The organism is Paraburkholderia sp. D1E (assembly GCF_052682275.1).
On sequence record NZ_JBQYMB010000001.1, the window covers coordinates 6,737,952 to 6,754,564 of the forward strand.

The window sequence follows — 16,613 nt, forward strand, 5'->3', positions numbered from 1 at the left end:
CGAAATGAGTGAAATGAATGAAGTGGGGCGACTGAGCGATCCGCCAGCGCGCCCACCATCACCATCTGGAAGGCAATAAATCGCATGGGACCCGAGTAAGCGCTAAAGCGCCAACTCGGGTCGACATAGGAGAGATGCATGACTGACGCCGTAATCGTATCGACCGCCCGTACGGGCCTCGCCAAATCATGGCGCGGCGGTTTCAACATGACGCACGGCGCGACGCTTGGCGGCCACGCGACACAGGCCGCTGTCGAGCGCGCGAAGCTGGACCCGGCGCGTATCGAAGACGTGATCATGGGCTGCGCGAATCCGGAAGGCGCGACGGGCGCTAACATCGCGCGGCAAATCGCACTGCGCGCCGGTTTGCCGGTCAGCGTGCCGGGCATGACGGTGAACCGTTTCTGCTCGTCGGGTTTGCAAACCATCGCATTGGCTGCGCAACGCGTGATCGCCGGCGAGGGCGATGTGTTCGTCGCGGGTGGCGTGGAATCGATCTCGTGTGTGCAGAACGAGATGAATCGCCACATGGTGGCTGAAGGCTGGCTCAGCAAGAACAAGCCGGAAATCTACTGGTCCATGCTGCAAACCGCGGAGAACGTTGCGAAGCGCTACGCGATCTCGAAGGAACGTCAGGACGAATACGGCGTGCGCTCGCAGCAGCGAGCCGCGGCAGCGCTCGAAGCCGGCAAGTTCAAGGACGAGATCGTGCCGTTGACGGTGCTCGCCGGCGTCGCCGACAAAGCGACCGGCCGTCTCTACACGAAGGAAGTCACGGTCAGCGCCGACGAAGGCATTCGTGCCGACACGACGCTTGAAGGCGTGTCGAAGATTCGTACCGCGATGCCGGGTGGCGTGATCACCGCAGGCAACGCTAGCCAGTTCTCGGACGGCGCGTCGGCTTGTGTGGTGATGAACGCGAAGGTCGCGGAGCGCGAAGGCCTGCAACCGCTCGGCATTTTCCGCGGCTTTGCGGTGGCCGGTTGCGAGCCGGACGAGATGGGCATCGGCCCGGTGTTCGCGGTGCCTAAGCTGCTCAAGCAGGCTGGCCTGAAGGTCGAAGACATCGACCTGTGGGAGCTGAACGAAGCGTTCGCGGTGCAGGTGCTGTATTGCGCCGACAAGCTCGGTATTCCGCACGACCGCCTGAACGTGAACGGTGGTGCGATTGCGGTGGGCCATCCGTATGGCGTCTCGGGCGCGCGTTTGACCGGCCATGCGCTGATCGAAGGCAAGCGGCGCGGTGCGAAACTCGTCGTCGTGACGATGTGTATCGGTGGCGGCCAGGGCGCGGCAGGCTTGTTCGAAGTGGTTTGATCGGACGTGGGAGCGGGACAGGCGAGCCGCATCAGGGCAAGGCCATGCCGAGCGCCGGCAGGCTCAACGTACCTCGATCGACGAAGCGTGTCGTGCCGGTGAGGCCGCCGGCGAGTTTGCCGCGCAGAACGTACGGAACCTGTCCCGACTGCGCGGCGCCCGCCAGGGCGAACGCCTGGCGAACCGCGGCGAAGGCGGGCACGGTCAGCGGCACATTGACGACTGTTTCGCCAAAGCGCGGCACGGTGCCGCTCTGATCACTCACGCCGCTCGCGAACGACTTGCCGTTCAGTTCGAGATCGAGCGACACGCCGTCGAAGTTGACGGCGGACTCATTGGGATTCTGGACGCGCAGTTTGACGTTGAAGCGCATCTCGAGACCCTGACCGTCGGCTGGTTCGATGCCGGCCACGTTCACGCGCAGAGGGTCGCCGCCGAACAGACCCGCGCAACCGTTGAGCGTCAGCGTGACGACGGCGATGAGCGCGGCCAGGCAGGCGTAACGGCGGCACAGCAGTACGCGAAAGAAGGACATGACCGGCACCTTGAAGGAAGCGGGTTGGGTCATGCATTGTAGCGGGCCGGTTTGTGCCGGTCGGGACGTGTCAGATGGCGCGCCGCAGCCGGGTTTTGACGAGGCTTGTCAGATTGCGCACGGCTTGAACGATGCGACCGGGCCACTCGTTTTCGGTCTGGCGTGGCTGTACGACGAAGACGGCCGCTCGCGCATGCGTGGCGCTGATCGACACGACGCCGCGCTGTAGCGTGACGTAGCGTTCGCCTTCATGAAGCGTGAGCAACGTGAGCGGGACGGTGTCTCCGAGCCACGACAGCGAGTGATCGCGGAAGGCGAGTTGCAGATCGCCCTCGACGGCCACGATCGAGGTACGTGCGCGTAGATCGTGCACAGCCATCTGTCCGGCTGCAACGCGGGCGGTGGCGGCATCGCGGGACAAACCGCTGCGAGCTGGTGCGATGGGCATGATCGATTCCTTTAAACCGTTTCCATGTCACACAGCTTATTGAGTTCGTCCACGTGAAAACAGGCGCAACAATGGACTATGTGAACCGGTACAAGACTGAGTTTCAGCGTGCTGTATCGGTTGGAATCAGGCAGATGTGTATCTGTCGCCGCGCGCGAACTGTCCGCACCATCGGTTCATGAACTCTTCTATCTCTACGCAGGACGTACTCGCGGTGGTCTCACCGCTGCAGGAACGACCCGCGCACGGCAGCGTCCCGGATAGCGGTCCCCTGTACCGCCAGCTGGCCGACCAATACCGTCGCGCAATCGACAACGGCGTGCTGCGTCCCGGCGACCGCATGCCGTCGATGCGCGCATTCATGCAACGGCACGGCGTAAGCCTTGCGACGGCAACCGAGAGCTATCGCACCCTGGAACGCGACGCATTGATCGACGCCCGGCCACGCGCGGGTTACTTCGTGCGCGCCCGGCAGACGGCTACGTTGCCCGGCGCAACCGAGCCCGACCTCGCGGCTGCCCCTGGCGCCGCGCAGTTCGTCGGGATCCATACGGCGATTTCGGCGATCGTGTCGAAATTTCAGCGCTATCCCGACGCGTTGAATCTCGGCGGCTCGACTGCCTCGCCCGATCTTTACCCCACTGACGCCTTGCAAAAGGCCGCGCTGCGCGCACTGCGTCGCCGTCCGACACTGCTGACCACGGCCGGCCACGATCAGGGCGATCCCGAGCTGCGCGCGATCATTGCGCGCCGTGCGCTCGACGTCGGCATCCAGATCGGCGCGGACGAGGTGATCATGACCCACGGCGGTATCGAGGCTGTGAACCTGGCGTTGCGTGCCGTTACGCAACCGGGCGACACAGTCGCGGTGGAATCGCCGTGCTTCTTCGGCTTGTTGCAGGTGCTCGAAAGCCTCGGCCTGCGCGCGCTCGAAATCCCCGCCAGCCCAACCTCCGGCCTGGCCGTCGAAGCGCTGGCGTTCGCGCTGCAAACGCACCCCGACATCAAGGCAGTCGTGGTCGTGCCGAATCTGCAGAATCCGCTCGGCAGCGTCATGCCCGATACGCACAAGGCGCGGCTCGTCGAACTGTGCGCGCGAGCCGGCATTCCGCTGATCGAGGACGATCCCTACCGCGAACTCGTCGACACGGTGCAGCCGCCCAGATCGTTGAAGACCTGGGACACCGACGGCACCGTGATTCATTGCACGTCGTTCAACAAGACGCTCGCGCCAGGCATGCGAGTCGGCTGGATCAACGGCGGACGCTGGCATCCGCGCATCGGCATGCTGAAGTTCGCGCAGTCGCGCCATAACGAGCAGTTGTCGCAAGTCGTGCTCGCCGAATTTCTGGAAACGAGTGCCTATGAGCGGCATCTGCGGCGTTTGCGCGACCGTCTGCGGATTCAGCGTGAGCGCATGGCCGCGGCGATCGCCGAATCGTTTCCCGACGGGACGCGCTTCACGCCACCGGCCGGCGGCATGTTTTTCTGGATTGAATTGCCGCGCGAGGTGTCGTCGTCGGCTTTTTTCGACGTTGCTCTGGATGAGGGCATCCGCGTGATGCCGGGCACGGTGTTTTCGAACGCCGGGCGCTTCGATCATTTCATCCGCCTCAGTTGTCCGAGTACGGATATCGATCAGGCCGACGAGGCGGTGCGCAGCTTAGGGCGTCTGGCGACACGGATGGCGGCGCATGCGCAAACGCCATAGCGGTTATCATTTCCTGCTGCACGCGTGCGCCCTTGAGCGCACGTCCGGGCAGCCCGAAACCTGCGGGCATTCACGTCATGCGCGTTGCGCGCGTCGCGTGAATGTGCCGACTACGGAATCTGAACTCAGCAATGACCGAATCACCCTCATCTAAAACGGGCAGTGCGTCGTTGCCCGAAAGCCCCTTCGTCGACCGGCTCGGCGCGCAATTGTTGTCGGCGGCAGACGGCGTCAGCGAAGTCGTGCTGCCGCTGCAGCACGATCACATGAACACGTGGAATGTCGCGCATGGCGGCGTGACTATGACGCTCGCCGACGTCGCGCTCGCCATGGCCGCGCGCAGCCTGGCCGGCGACGGCGTCGGCGTGGTGACCGTCGAGATGAAAGTCAACTTCATGCAACCGGGCCGGGGCGAATTGCGCGCGACCGGCCGCGTGCTGCACCGCTCGACCACCATGGCCTATTGCGAAGGCGAGATTCGCGACAGCGAAGGCCACTTCGTCGCCAAAGCGCTCGGCACCTTCAAATATATGCGGCGTCTCGCCGTGGGCCGCGACGTGACGCAACAGCGTCTGCGCAGCGACCCTTCGGCGAAACCCGGTCCAAGCGACGGTTAAGCGCAGGATGGACAGCGCGCGCGTTGAGAGCCGCGCGCGGGTTCCTGTTTTTGCAGACGCCGTTCGTTCGCGCCGTTCGTTCGAATTATTCGCCGATCACATCGGTAACCCATGGAGACGATCGTCATGCCCCAGATCAACCGTCAACTCGTGCTGGCTTCGCGTCCGCAAGGCGCTGTTACGCCCGATAACTTCAAGCTCGTCGACACCCCGCTGGCGCCGCTCGCCGATGGCGAATTCCGCGTGCGCAATCACTTCCTGTCGCTCGATCCGTACATGCGCGGTCGCATGAACGACAGCAAGTCGTATGCAGCGCCGCAGCCGCTGAACGAAGTGATGATCGGCGGCACGGTGGGCGAAGTGGTGGAGTCGAAGAATCCGAAGTTCGCGCCCGGCGATAAAGTCGTCGCGATGTTCGGCTGGCAGGAATACGGCGTCTCGAACGGTGCGGGCGTGCAGAAAGTCGACGATACGCACGTGCCGCTGTCGGCGTATCTCGGCCCGGTCGGCATGCCCGGCGTAACGGCCTGGTATGGTCTGAACCGGATCATCGTGCCGAAGGCAGGCGAAACCGTGGTGGTCAGCGCGGCGAGCGGCGCGGTGGGCAGCGTGGTCGGGCAACTGGCGAAGCTGGCCGGCGCGCGTGCGGTCGGCATTGCGGGCGGCGCGGAAAAGTGCCGCTATGTGGTCGAGACACTCGGCTTCGATGCCTGCGTCGACTACAAGGCCGGCAATCTGTATCAGGAACTCAAAGCCGTGACGCCGGACGGTGTCGATGGCTACTTCGAAAACGTCGGCGGCGAAGTGCTCGACGTGACGCTGGCGCGCATGAACGCGTTCGGACGCATTGCGTTGTGCGGATTTATCGCAGGCTACGACGGTCAGCCGCTGCCGCTCAAGCATCCGTCGCTGATGCTCACGCAGCGGCTGCTGGTGCAGGGCTTCATCGTCAGCGAGCATATGGACGTGTGGCCCGAAGCGCTCAAGCAACTCGGCACGCTGGTCGCGCAGAAGAAGTTGCAATACCGCGAGACCATCGCGCAGGGGCTCGATGCGGCGCCCGAGGCGTTCATCGGCCTCCTGAAGGGCAAGAACTTCGGCAAGCAGCTCGTCAAGCTGATCTGAGCGCGGCGGCTGTCGAACCGCGCATGCGATGGATGTCGATGAGGCCCAGCCGATAAACGTATCGGCTGACGGTTCTCGGCCGATAATCCTGAGCCGCTAAACCCAGGAGAGAAACGATGTTCGAATTCGAAGGCAAGGTGGCGGTGATCACCGGCGCGGCAAGCGGCTTCGGCCGTGCGTTCGCGGAGAAGGGCGCGTCGCTCGGCATGAAGCTCCTGCTGGCCGACGTGAACCCCGAGGCGCTGGCGCAAACCGTCGACGCATTGCGCGCCGGCGGCGCCGAGGCAATCGGCGTGCCGACGGACGTGTCCGACGCCGCCCAGGTCGAAGCGCTCGCGCAAGCGGCGCTCGACGCCTTCGGCAAAGTGCATCTTCTGTTCAACAACGCAGGCGTGGGCTCCGGCGGCTTCCTCTGGGAAAGTTCGGCGAACGACTGGACGTGGGTGTTCAACGTCAACGTGATGGGCGTCGCGCATGGCGTGCGCGCCTTCACACCGATCATGCTGCGGCAGAACGAACCCGCGCATATCGTCAACACGGCGTCAGTGGCGGGCTTGCTGTCGCCGCCCGCGATGGGCATCTACAACGCCTCGAAGCACGCCGTCGTGTCGCTCACGGAGACGCTCTATCACGACCTGCAACTCGCACAGGCGGCAAAACTGGCGGGTGGCGGGGCGGTCGGCTGTTCACTGTTGTGCCCCGCCTTCGTGCCGACCGGCATCGCCGACGCGGAACGCGCGCGGCCCGCGGAACTGCGCAACGATAGCGGACCGACCCGCTCGCAGATCGCCGCCGGCAAGCAACTGCAACGCGCGGTGCAATCGGGCAAGCTGAGCGCGACCGACGTCGCCGACATCACGTTCGAAGCAATCGCCGCGCGGCGTTTTTACATCGTCACGCATCCGGGCATTCTGGCGACGGTGAAGCTGCGTCACGAGGATATCGAGCAGTTGCGCAACCCGACTGATCCGATGTCGCTTAAGCCGGAAGTGAAGAACGCGAGCTAGGCGCTCACGGTATCGGACTGCGGTTTTTTCGTTGGCTTGCGCTGGGTTTTTTTCGTGACGATTGCACGGGGTAGCTGAGGCCGGCTACCGGTTTCCGGGCTTTTACAATTTGCTCGACTGCCCGTCCTGTCATTCACCCGCCTTTTTACCTACTAACGCTCGGCGCCCCCGCGCCACCAGACGCCCAATGCCGCTGAATCCGAAGATCGAGCAGGTACTCGACATGATCGCGCGTGCGAAACGCCCGCAACTTCACGAGTTGCCCCCACAACAGGCGCGCGCATCCTACGAGAAAAGCGCGCCGATTCTGGAGATCGCGAGCGTGCCCATGTTCGCGGTCGAAGACCTGCAAGTGCCGACGCGCGACGGTGCGACGATTCGCGCGCGTCTTTATCAGCCTGTCGAGCCGAGTTGGGCCGAGCCTGCGCCGGCGCTGGTGTATTACCACGGTGGCGGCTTCACGGTCGGCAGCGTCGATACGCACGATGCGTTATGCCGGATGTTCGCGCGCGATGGCAAGTGCACGGTGCTGTCGGTCGATTACCGGCTCGCGCCCGAGTACAAATTTCCCACGGCGGTTGAAGACGCGTTCGATGCGTTGGTCTGGCTGCACGCACACGCCGCGGAATACGGTATCGATGCAGCGCGGCTGGCCGTGGGCGGCGATAGCGCGGGTGGCACGCTGGCTACGGTATGCGCGGTGCTGGCACGCGACGCGGGCATCAGGCTCGTCCTGCAATTGTTGATCTATCCGGGTACCACGGGCTATCAGCAAACCGATTCGCACTCGCGCCTCGCGTCCGGGTTCCTGCTGTCGGGCGACACGATTCAATGGTTCTTTGATCAATACGTGCGCGATAAGCGTGATCGCGACGACTGGCGTTTTGCGCCGCTCGACGGCACACGCGGCACGCCCGATTTCAGCGGCCTCGCGCCGGCATGGATCGCAACCGCCGAATACGATCCGTTAAGCGACGAAGGCGATGCGTATGCGGAGAAACTGCGCGCGGCGGGCAATCAGGTCGTGCTGCAACGCTACGCGGGCATGATTCACGAGTTCTTCAAGATGGGCGGCTTCGTGACCGACGTCGCGCAGGCGCATGCGGATGCCGCCGCGGCGTTGCGGGCGGCGTTCGGCCTTGAGTAGTCTGCATCGGCCCGGCAGCCGTCAAGCGCGTCTCAGGCGATCTCGCGTTCGACGTTAAACGCGAAGCTTCGCTCGAAGTCACCGGGTCGCACGATCCGATGCGAGCCGTTGTCGTCGCTGCGTTCGGCGGCCGCTACGCTGATCACCTCGCCATGCGCGACCACGCGCACCGCGGTCGTGCCCCGCGTGCCGTATTCCGGCGTTTCGATAAACGCCGCCGACAACGCCCGCTCCCGTTCAAGCGGAATGCCGGTGGACGGCAATTCATCGTCACGGGCAAGGCGCGGATCGCGCATCAGATCGATCAGCCGTTCGAGCGGCGGCATTGCATCGCGCGCGAGCATGGTGCCCAGCTCGGCGCGCTTCGTGACCAGCTTCGGCCACGCGGTATCGAGCACCGCGTTCGAGATGCCATGCGTGCCGGGCGCGAGCAGCGTGGGCGCGACGTTCGACCGGTTGCAGTACCAGCCGAGTTCGCGGCGCGTCCAGTCACCGACGAGCAGGTTGAAGCCGTTATAGATGTCGCCGGTTTGTGCGACGTGTTGCAGATAGTCGAGCGGCGTTTCCTGCTGGCCGCTGCCTGAGCCGCTGAGCCAGTCGCTGACCAGGGTGCCTCGCGTCGGCGCATCGGCGCGCATTTCGTGCGGCGCGCGATAATTGGTCAGCGCGGCGAATCGACCATCGCGTGCCATGCCGAGCCACGTGCCGCCACCCACCAGATCGCGGCCAGCCAGCACGGTCGGCGCGTCATGCCACCAGCTGATCGGCTCGGCGGTGCGGCGGAAAAATTCGTCGCGATTCGCGGCGAGCGTGAAGAGCGGTCCGTCGACCGCATCGGGTCGCCAGTCGAAGACAATCAGACACATCGGGGGGCGTCTCCCGGGAAGTAGTTAGAGTGCCGGCACCGACTGGGCCGCGAATGGATTGCGGATCCTCACCTGCCGCTCGATCACCAAGCCGTCCTGCATATCTTCGGAATAGAGCGTCGCGCATCCGGCAACCAGCGCCGCGGCCACGATCATCGCGTCGTATACGCTCAGACCGTAACGTTCGGCAACCAGCCTGCCTCGCTCGTGGATTTCAATCGTCAACGGGTCGGCAGGGCACAGCGAGCGGATGAGCGTGAGCACCTCGTTGATATCAGGCCACGACATACCGAGCTTGCGCCGCGCTACGTTCGCTATCTCGTTGAGCACCTGTACGCTGATACGCCCTCCAGCGCGAATTGTCGCTTCGGCTCGCTCGGCCTTTGCAGCATCCGCCGAAAGCAGGTAAAGCAATACGTTGCTGTCGATAAATGCCTTCACCTCATTCATTCGCATCGTTCCGATCGAATGTGAAGTCGGCAGGGAGCTTGCCGCGGAAATCACGCAGACGCGCGAGGAAATCTTCGCGGCCGGGTTTCTTCTTCAACTCGAAAATGCGGGCGCTAGCGACTACCACTTCAATATCGTCACCTTCGTGCAATTCGAGGGCGTCGACTACCGCGGCAGGTAGCCGGATCGCAAGACTATTACCCCACTTGGAGACCACCATGATGCCCTCTCAGCAATTGATATACGTAGTTGAAAGTATATCAATTGCTGAGCACAAGATGATGCCTTTGTAGAGCCGCGGTGGGTTTAAATCTCGGTCGGCAACCCATACGGCAACTGCAGGAATGTCAGCGCCGGACCATCCGCCGCGTCCAGATGCACCGAGCCGCCTTCGAGCGCCGCCAGCTTGATCTCCACCAGCACATCGACGCCACCCTCCGGCGCCGACGCCGCATTCACCACCATCCCGCACGGCTGGCCCGGATCGTCAGAGTGGAACAGTTCCGCACCTGCCTTGACCGTCGCCAGTTCGCCCGCCACGTTCGCGAGCGAGGTGCGCCGCTTGATCGTGCCGCGATACTGGCTGCGCGCCACCACTTCCTGACCCGGATAACAGCCCTTGCGGAAGTTGACCGCGCCGAGCACGTCGAAATTGACCATTTGCGGCACGAATTGCTCGACCACCGGCTGCGTGATGCGCGGTTCGCCCGCGCGAATGTCGAGCCAGTCCCATACCGCCGGCGATACGCGCTTGAGCTTTTCGTCGAGCAACGGCAGGTGCGCCTCGATCGTGGCCTTGGGGCCGACCCACAGATAACGCAGCCGGCCTAGCGCGTCCGGAACACGAATCAGGGAACCCGCCGTGCCGTCTACTTGCACATGTACGCCGTCGGGCAACGCATCGAACACGCCCGACAGCGCTTTACGCACGTCGCCCGCGAGACCCACCACCGCCAGTTCGCCGCTCGCATCCACGAGTTTGGCCTTGGCGCGCAGGACGAACATGGACAGCCGCTTCTGCACGGCGGCCTGCACGTCTTTCGACACCAGCAGGCGAATCGTCTCGCCCGTGCGCCACGTCAGGAACGATGCCAGCAGGCGGCCCTTGGCCGAACAGTAGCCGGCGAGGCGTGCATTGGCGGCATCCAGATGCTGCGTGTCGTTGGTCAACTGGCCGTGCAGGAAGCTCGCCGCGTCGTCGCCGGTCACGTCGATGACACCGAACTGCGTCAGCGGCATGTAGGCGCCTTGACTGACGACAGCGTCGAATTCGTCAGCGGCGGGGCGCGGCAAAGCAGGAAGTCCGACGGGCGCGGAAGCGTGTGCCGTGGCAGCGGTGCCCGTCTGAGCAACTGCGGGCGCAACTGAAGGCGTGCCTGAAGCGTTAGCGAGCGGTGTGTTCATGGATTCCGGGAACAGTCAATTCTGACTTTAGCTAAGGCAAACAAGTATTATATGAGGTCCAACCCAGCCCCGTTACGCATGTCCCTTCTGAAGAAATGTTTCGTCGCCGGCTCAATCGTCATTGTGCTGGCCGCAGCCGCAATCGCAGGCGGATATCACTGGGCCAACAGCCCACTCGATTTGACCCCCGCGCAACTCGATGTCACCGTCAAGCCGCACAGCAGCTTGCGTAGTGTTACGCTGCAACTCAATCGCGGCGGCGTGCCGGTGGAGCCTGAACTGTTCGTCATCATGACGCGGCTGCTCGGGCTGCAAAGCGATCTGAAATCCGGCAACTACGAGTTCAAAACGGGTATCACGCCGTACGAAGTGCTGCAAAAAATCGCGCGCGGCGACGTCAATGAATACGTGGCGACCATCATCGAAGGGTGGACCTTCAAGCGCATGCGCGCCGAGCTGGACACCAATCCGGCGCTCAAGCACGACACGGCGGGCATGAGCGACACCGATCTGATGAACGCGATCGGCGCACCGGAAGCGTCGATCGGCAATGGCGAGGGCCTGTTTTTCCCGGACACCTATCTGTTCGACAAGAACACCAGCGATCTGGACGTCTACCGCCGTGCGTACCGGCTGATGCGTGTGCGTCTGGACGAAGCGTGGACTGCCCGTGCGCCGAACCTGCCGTACAAGACCCCGTACGACGCGTTGACGATGGCGTCAATCATTGAAAAGGAAACCGGCAAAAAATCCGATCGGCCGATGGTGGCTGCGGTGTTCGCGAACCGTTTGCGCGTGGGCATGCCGCTGCAAACCGACCCGACTGTGATCTACGGCATGGGCGAGAGCTACACCGGCCGCATCAGGAAGAAAGACCTGCAGACCGACACTCCCTACAATACCTACACCCGGATGGGGCTTCCGCCAACACCCATCTCGCTGCCCGGTGTCGCATCGCTGCAAGCGGCGATGAACCCGGCGCAATCCACCGCGCTGTACTTCGTTTCGCGCGGCGACGGCAGCAGTATCTTTTCTGACACCCTCGGCGATCACAACAAGGCCGTGGACAAATACATTCGAGGGCAATGATGGCGCGGGGCAAATTCATTACGTTTGAGGGCATCGACGGAGCCGGTAAGACCACCCATCTGGGCTGGTTTCGCGAACGCCTCGAAGAGAAAGTCGCGAGCACCGGCCGCTCGGTCGTGATGACGCGCGAGCCGGGCGGCACGCCGCTCGGCGAACAGATCCGGGAGATCGTGCTGCATCAGAAGATGGACCTTGAAACCGAGGCATTGCTGATGTTCGCGCTGCGCCGCCAGCATCTGGCCGAAGTGATCGAGCCGGCGCTGGCGCGCGGCGACTGGGTGCTGTCCGACCGTTTCTCCGACGCGACCTTCGCCTACCAGGGCGGTGGCCGCGGCTTGCCGCGTGACAAGCTGGAAACGCTGGAGCGCTGGGTGCAGGGTGGTTTTCAGCCGGATCTGACGGTGCTGTTCGACCTGGCGCCGGAAATCGCCAACGAACGGCGCCGCGCCGCGCGTGATCCGGATCGTTTCGAAAGCGAGTCGGAGGCATTTTTCAATCGCACCCGTACTGAATATCTGCGCCGCGCGGAAGAAGCGCCGTACCGGTTCGCTATCATTGACTCTTCGGACAGCATTGCACGGATTCAGAAAAAACTTGAAGAGTTGATCACAGTTCTTTGATTTTAAAAGAATATAATTCTTATTTATAACTGTACATAAAGTTCGCTCGATGTCTTAGCATGCGGCATCAACCGACTGATTTAAAAGAGAAATAATGATTTATCCGTGGCAAGCCGATGACTGGAATCGCCTGCAGCAGTTGCGCGGGCATTGGCCTCACGCCTTGCTGCTGCACGGGCAGGCGGGAATCGGCAAGCTGCGCTTCGCGCAGCACCTGGCGCAGGGCTTTCTGTGCGAGGCCCAGCAGGCCAACGGCGAGCCCTGCGGCGCGTGTGTGGCGTGCAACTGGTTCACGCAGGGCAATCATCCGGACTATCGGATCGTCGTGCCTGAAGCGCTGGCTGCCGAAGCCGGTCTCGGTAATGCCGCGGACGAAAAAGCCGAGAAGGCCGACGGCGAGGAAGGCAAGAAGACCCGGGCGCCCAGCAAGGAAATCAAGATCGAGCAGATTCGCGGCTTGCTCGATTTCGTCGGCGTCGGTTCGCACCGTGGCGGCGCGCGCGTGGTCGTGCTGTATCCCGCCGAGGGGCTGAACATCGCCGCGGCCAACGCGCTCCTGAAAACGCTCGAAGAACCGCCGGCGGGCGTGATGTTTTTGATGGTGTCGGCGCGCATCGACCGTCTGCTGCCCACCATCATCAGCCGTTGCCGCCAGTGGCCGATGACGATGCCCGCGCCGGAGCTCGCCACGAAGTGGCTCGCCGCGCAAGGCGTCGCCGAAGCGCCCGCGCTGCTCGCCGAGGCCGGCGGCGCACCGCTCACGGCCCTTGCACTGGCGAGCGACGCGAACCGCGCGCTGCGTGACTGGACGCTTAAGCAACTGGCCGCCGGTGCCGATTGCGACGCCTTTGCCTGCGGCGAGGCGCTGCAGAAGCTGCCGGTGCCGCTCGTGCTCGGCTGGCTGCAACGCTGGATGTACGATCTGCTGGCGCAGCGCACAGCCGGCGCGCCGCGCTATTTTCCACAGGCTTCGACGGCGTTGACGCGCTGTGCATCGCAAGCCGACGCCAGCGCGTTCGCGCGCTTCATGCGCAACGTGACGCGCCAGCGCGCCGTCGAGAACCATCCGCTGAACGCGCGGCTGGTGTTTGAAGAACTGTTTATCGGTTATCGCGAATTGTTCGCGTAAATATTTTGATGCCGGATGGTTTGTCCAGGGCGGGCGCGCCTTGCCCGGCCAGGTGCCCGTCCGCTGATTCGTCTTCCATCTCACGTTCACCGCACCATGAATCTTCCCTACCGCGATGCCACGCTCGACGATCTGCCCGCGATCGTTGCCATCTACAACTCGACCGTGCCGTCGCGGCAGGTCACCGCCGATCTCGAACCGGTGAGCGTCGAAAGCCGTCTGGCGTGGTTTCACGCACACGGCCCGCAAAAGCGCCCCCTGTGGGTGGTGGAAGATCCGCAGCAGGCCGGCCGCGTGATCGCATGGCTGAGCTTCTCTGACTTCTACGGCCGCCCGGCCTATCAGCGTACCGCCGAAGTCAGCATCTATCTGGACGAAAGCGCGCGTGGCAAGGGTCTCGGCAAGCAACTGCTGGCGGCTTCACTCGCGGCGGCGCCGGCGCTCGGCATCGACACGGTGCTGGGTTTCATCTTCGGTCACAATGAAGCGAGCCTGCGCCTGTTCCGCGGCTTCGGCTTCGACACGTGGGGCTCGCTCCCGCGCGTCGCGATGCTCGACGCCGTGGAGCGCGATCTGGTGATTCTCGGCAAGCGGCTCGATCCAGCCGCCGCCTGATTGACGGCCAGGGTCACAGCCAGGGTCACAGCCAGGATTCACAGCCAGGATTCACACCGGGTTCGAGTTAAAACCGGGTTAAAGCTGAGTTAAAGCTATCTATCAGCAGGACTTCACCATGTTTGTCGATTCGCACTGCCATATCAACTTTGAAGGACTCGCTGACCGCCTGCCGCAGGTGCTCGAGAACATGCGCAGCCATTCGGTCACGCATGCGCTGTGCGTGTCAGTCGATCTTGAAACGCTGCCTTCCGTGCTGGAGATTGCCAGCCGGCACGACAATGTCTACGCGTCGGTCGGCGTGCATCCGGATCACGAGGACATGCGCGAGCCGACGCTCGCCGAACTCGTCGAGCTGGCCGGGCATCCAAAAGTGGTCGCGATCGGCGAGACCGGCCTCGACTACTACCGTCTGGAAGGCCGCACGATCGCCGATATGGAATGGCAGCGCGAGCGCTTTCGCACCCATATCCGTGCCGCACACGCCACGAAAAAGCCGCTGATTATTCACACGCGTTCGTCCGCGGAAGACACGCTGCGGATCATGGCCGAGGAGCGCGCAAGCGAACCGGGTGGCGTAATGCATTGCTTCACCGAACCATGGGCAGTCGCTGAGCAGGCGCTGGCGCAGAATTTTTACATTTCACTGTCGGGCATCGTCACATTCAAAAGCGCGACCGACGTGCAGGACGTCGCGCGCCGCGTGCCGCTCGACCGCCTGCTGATCGAAACCGACTCGCCGTACCTCGCGCCCGTGCCGTATCGCGGCAAGCCTAATGAACCTGCGTACGTAAGTTATGTCGGACGCTTCATCGCGCAACAACGCGAGATGCCGGATACGGCGCTTGCCGCCGCGACGACACAGAACTTCTTCCGGCTCTTCAAGATTCTCGCGCCGGCTGGTGTCTGATCATTAAAGCCGATAAATATCAAAAGGATAGGGAATTTTCCTAAAGTAAAACATGACAAATTACCCGACTTCGTCCGTCGCGTTTCAAGAGGCTTCAGCCGTGCAATCCGCCTTGGGCTCGGCTCGCCGCAGCGCGTCGCGCGCCGCGTTGGCCGCCACGCTCGCCTGCGCCGCATTGAGTTCGCTGGTCGCCTCGCCGGTTCAGGCCGCACCGATCGACTCGCTCATCAAGTCGGTTAAATTCGACGACATCGACGGCGTCAACAAGCTGCTCGCCAAGGGTATGGACCCGAACAGCGTCGACAACCAGGGCTTCCCATTGCTGGTGATCGCCGCGCGTGAGAAGTCGGACAAGGTGGGTGCCGCGCTGATCGCCAATCCGAAAACCAACATCGAGATTCAGGACAAGGCCGGCGAGAACGCGATGATGATGGCCGCGCTGAACGGCGACCTCGATTTCGTCAATCTGCTGATCGCGAAGGACGCCGAAGTCAACAAGAAGGGCTGGGCGCCGTTGCACTACGCGGCTGCGAATGGCCATGACGACATCGTTAAAGTACTGCTCGACCATTCGGCCTACGTCGACGCCGGCTCGCCGAACGGCACCACGCCGCTGATGATGGCCGCGCGTGGCGGTCATGTGTCGACGGTGAAGCTCCTGCTCGACAACGGTGCGGACCTCACGGTGAAGAACCAGATCGGCCTGACTGCGCTCGATTTCGCGAAGACCTATAAGGAGCCGGACGTGGTCGAAGGACTCACCGCGCGCCTGAAGCAGATGCAACAGAAGTGAACTGCTTGAAAAGCCGAAGCGCCGGGGGCCGGGATGCCAGCCACCGGCGCAACGAGTTGCCGTCGCGCCGGACCGCACAATTTGCCTGAAGATAGCGGCTGTTGGCATGCCTGGCACTCCACAAAACAGTGCAGAATGACGACTTGGCGCGCTGTCGTGGCGCGCCGGTTCGATGCGGCGTAAGACCGCCTGATAAACCACCCTGGAAAGGAACACCATGCTGCGGGCTTTGATTTTCGCCAGCGCGTTTGCCGTACCGCTATCGGCAGCTGCGTTTACGGGAGGCGACCTCAACAAGCTGTGCACGAAGACCGATGTGGCATCGCGTAGTGCGTGTGCCGCGTACATTGAAGGTGCTGCCGACGGCATCTTCAACACGATCGACGCGATTGGCGGTACCACAGGGCCGCGCGTTGGCCAGTACTTCTGCTTGCCGCCGGACGCGCGCTCGGCGCAACTCACCGACGCGGTACGCAAATACATTGCGGAAAATCCGATCGTCGCGGGCTATAACGCCAGCACGGCGATCTCACTGGGGCTCGGCAAGGCATTTCCTTGCAAGAGCGGCAGTTGATCCCGTCGTTGAGTTTGATGTGAATCACGGCTGACGCCTGCGCCGCGCGCCCGGATCGGGTGCGTTAGGCGTTTCAGCCCGCTTGAGTCTCAAGCGGGTTCTGGGCCGAACCGGCGAGGTAGTGAAACTCGCTTGTGGCTTGTTCGAAGCCGCTCGAGGCCGCTCGAGGCCGCTCGAGGCCATTTGAGGCCCAGCAGGAAATCGCCTGTAGGCGTGCTTGAATCATGCTTGAATCGTGTTCAAGCCGCATTGAAAT

19 protein-coding genes are annotated in these 16,613 nt (G+C 63.1%); 13 read left to right on the forward strand and 6 right to left on the reverse strand.

Going from position 1 to position 16,613, the window contains the following annotated elements; translation table 11 throughout:
* Nucleotides 1–138 precede the first annotated feature (138 nt).
* The gene (locus ACUN0E_RS30375; RefSeq protein WP_408223075.1) at nucleotides 139–1,317 is read left to right on the forward strand and encodes an acetyl-CoA C-acyltransferase; all 1,179 of its coding nucleotides are present in this window, start codon (nucleotides 139–141) and stop codon (nucleotides 1,315–1,317) included.
* 31 nt (nucleotides 1,318–1,348) lie between these two features.
* On the opposite strand, the gene ACUN0E_RS30380 is transcribed toward ACUN0E_RS30375, so the two are convergent.
* Together ACUN0E_RS30380 and ACUN0E_RS30385 are read right to left on the reverse strand one after the other, a co-directional pair.
* A complete protein-coding gene (locus ACUN0E_RS30380) occupies nucleotides 1,349–1,852 on the reverse strand; it encodes an LEA type 2 family protein (RefSeq protein WP_445568903.1) in 504 nt (167 codons plus the stop codon).
* Between the two features lie 70 nt (nucleotides 1,853–1,922).
* Nucleotides 1,923–2,300: a hypothetical protein gene (locus ACUN0E_RS30385; RefSeq protein ID WP_445568904.1), complete on the reverse strand. Its 378-nt coding sequence runs from the start codon at nucleotides 2,298–2,300 to the stop codon at nucleotides 1,923–1,925.
* 178 nt (nucleotides 2,301–2,478) lie between these two features.
* Here ACUN0E_RS30385 and ACUN0E_RS30390 point away from each other — a divergent pair, with 178 nt between their 5' ends.
* The 5 genes from ACUN0E_RS30390 (at nucleotide 2,479) to ACUN0E_RS30410 (ending at nucleotide 7,907) form a co-directional block, all read left to right on the forward strand.
* On the forward strand, nucleotides 2,479–4,011 hold the full coding sequence (locus ACUN0E_RS30390) for an aminotransferase-like domain-containing protein (RefSeq protein ID WP_445568905.1): 1,533 nt from the start codon (nucleotides 2,479–2,481) through the stop codon (nucleotides 4,009–4,011).
* A 131-nt stretch (nucleotides 4,012–4,142) separates the two neighbouring features.
* The gene (locus ACUN0E_RS30395; RefSeq protein ID WP_408223082.1) at nucleotides 4,143–4,628 is read left to right on the forward strand and encodes a PaaI family thioesterase; all 486 of its coding nucleotides are present in this window, start codon (nucleotides 4,143–4,145) and stop codon (nucleotides 4,626–4,628) included.
* A 126-nt stretch (nucleotides 4,629–4,754) separates the two neighbouring features.
* Nucleotides 4,755–5,753: an NADP-dependent oxidoreductase gene (locus tag ACUN0E_RS30400; protein ID WP_445568906.1), complete on the forward strand. Its 999-nt coding sequence runs from the start codon at nucleotides 4,755–4,757 to the stop codon at nucleotides 5,751–5,753.
* A gap of 116 nt (nucleotides 5,754–5,869) precedes the next feature.
* Entirely contained in the window at nucleotides 5,870–6,760 is an 891-nt protein-coding gene (locus tag ACUN0E_RS30405; protein WP_445568907.1) for an SDR family oxidoreductase, read from the forward strand.
* A 187-nt stretch (nucleotides 6,761–6,947) separates the two neighbouring features.
* Nucleotides 6,948–7,907, forward strand: a complete 960-nt coding sequence (locus ACUN0E_RS30410) for an alpha/beta hydrolase (protein ID WP_445568908.1) — start codon at nucleotides 6,948–6,950, stop codon at nucleotides 7,905–7,907.
* A gap of 32 nt (nucleotides 7,908–7,939) precedes the next feature.
* On the opposite strand, the gene ACUN0E_RS30415 is transcribed toward ACUN0E_RS30410, so the two are convergent.
* From ACUN0E_RS30415 to ygfZ, 4 genes are all read right to left on the reverse strand, one after another.
* Nucleotides 7,940–8,773: an NRDE family protein gene (locus tag ACUN0E_RS30415; RefSeq protein WP_408484392.1), complete on the reverse strand. Its 834-nt coding sequence runs from the start codon at nucleotides 8,771–8,773 to the stop codon at nucleotides 7,940–7,942.
* Between the two features lie 24 nt (nucleotides 8,774–8,797).
* The gene (locus ACUN0E_RS30420; RefSeq protein WP_445568909.1) at nucleotides 8,798–9,223 is read right to left on the reverse strand and encodes a PIN domain-containing protein; all 426 of its coding nucleotides are present in this window, start codon (nucleotides 9,221–9,223) and stop codon (nucleotides 8,798–8,800) included.
* Nucleotides 9,216–9,443: an AbrB/MazE/SpoVT family DNA-binding domain-containing protein gene (locus ACUN0E_RS30425; RefSeq protein ID WP_408335480.1), complete on the reverse strand. Its 228-nt coding sequence runs from the start codon at nucleotides 9,441–9,443 to the stop codon at nucleotides 9,216–9,218. Before ACUN0E_RS30425 ends, ACUN0E_RS30420 begins: the two co-directional genes overlap by 8 nt.
* A gap of 86 nt (nucleotides 9,444–9,529) precedes the next feature.
* Nucleotides 9,530–10,627: a CAF17-like 4Fe-4S cluster assembly/insertion protein YgfZ gene (gene ygfZ, locus ACUN0E_RS30430; protein ID WP_445568910.1), complete on the reverse strand. Its 1,098-nt coding sequence runs from the start codon at nucleotides 10,625–10,627 to the stop codon at nucleotides 9,530–9,532.
* A 78-nt stretch (nucleotides 10,628–10,705) separates the two neighbouring features.
* On the opposite strand from ygfZ, the gene mltG reads away from it, so the two are divergent.
* The 7 genes from mltG (at nucleotide 10,706) to ACUN0E_RS30465 (ending at nucleotide 16,357) form a co-directional block, all read left to right on the forward strand.
* A complete protein-coding gene (mltG, locus tag ACUN0E_RS30435; RefSeq protein WP_408484395.1) occupies nucleotides 10,706–11,716 on the forward strand; it encodes an endolytic transglycosylase MltG in 1,011 nt (336 codons plus the stop codon).
* Nucleotides 11,716–12,336, forward strand: coding sequence for a dTMP kinase (gene tmk / locus ACUN0E_RS30440; RefSeq protein WP_325046713.1), 621 nt, complete (start codon nucleotides 11,716–11,718; stop codon nucleotides 12,334–12,336). The genes mltG and tmk overlap by 1 nt, the downstream gene beginning before the upstream one ends.
* A gap of 94 nt (nucleotides 12,337–12,430) precedes the next feature.
* Nucleotides 12,431–13,465, forward strand: a complete 1,035-nt coding sequence (locus ACUN0E_RS30445; protein ID WP_445568911.1) for a DNA polymerase III subunit delta' — start codon at nucleotides 12,431–12,433, stop codon at nucleotides 13,463–13,465.
* A gap of 96 nt (nucleotides 13,466–13,561) precedes the next feature.
* On the forward strand, nucleotides 13,562–14,080 hold the full coding sequence (locus ACUN0E_RS30450; RefSeq protein WP_445568912.1) for a GNAT family N-acetyltransferase: 519 nt from the start codon (nucleotides 13,562–13,564) through the stop codon (nucleotides 14,078–14,080).
* Between the two features lie 118 nt (nucleotides 14,081–14,198).
* Nucleotides 14,199–14,990: a TatD family hydrolase gene (locus ACUN0E_RS30455; protein ID WP_445568913.1), complete on the forward strand. Its 792-nt coding sequence runs from the start codon at nucleotides 14,199–14,201 to the stop codon at nucleotides 14,988–14,990.
* 52 nt (nucleotides 14,991–15,042) lie between these two features.
* Complete coding sequence (locus ACUN0E_RS30460) at nucleotides 15,043–15,783, forward strand: ankyrin repeat domain-containing protein (protein ID WP_445568914.1); 741 nt, start codon at nucleotides 15,043–15,045, stop codon at nucleotides 15,781–15,783.
* Between the two features lie 217 nt (nucleotides 15,784–16,000).
* A complete protein-coding gene (locus tag ACUN0E_RS30465; protein WP_408217047.1) occupies nucleotides 16,001–16,357 on the forward strand; it encodes a Rap1a/Tai family immunity protein in 357 nt (118 codons plus the stop codon).
* Nucleotides 16,358–16,613: the final 256 nt, after the last annotated feature.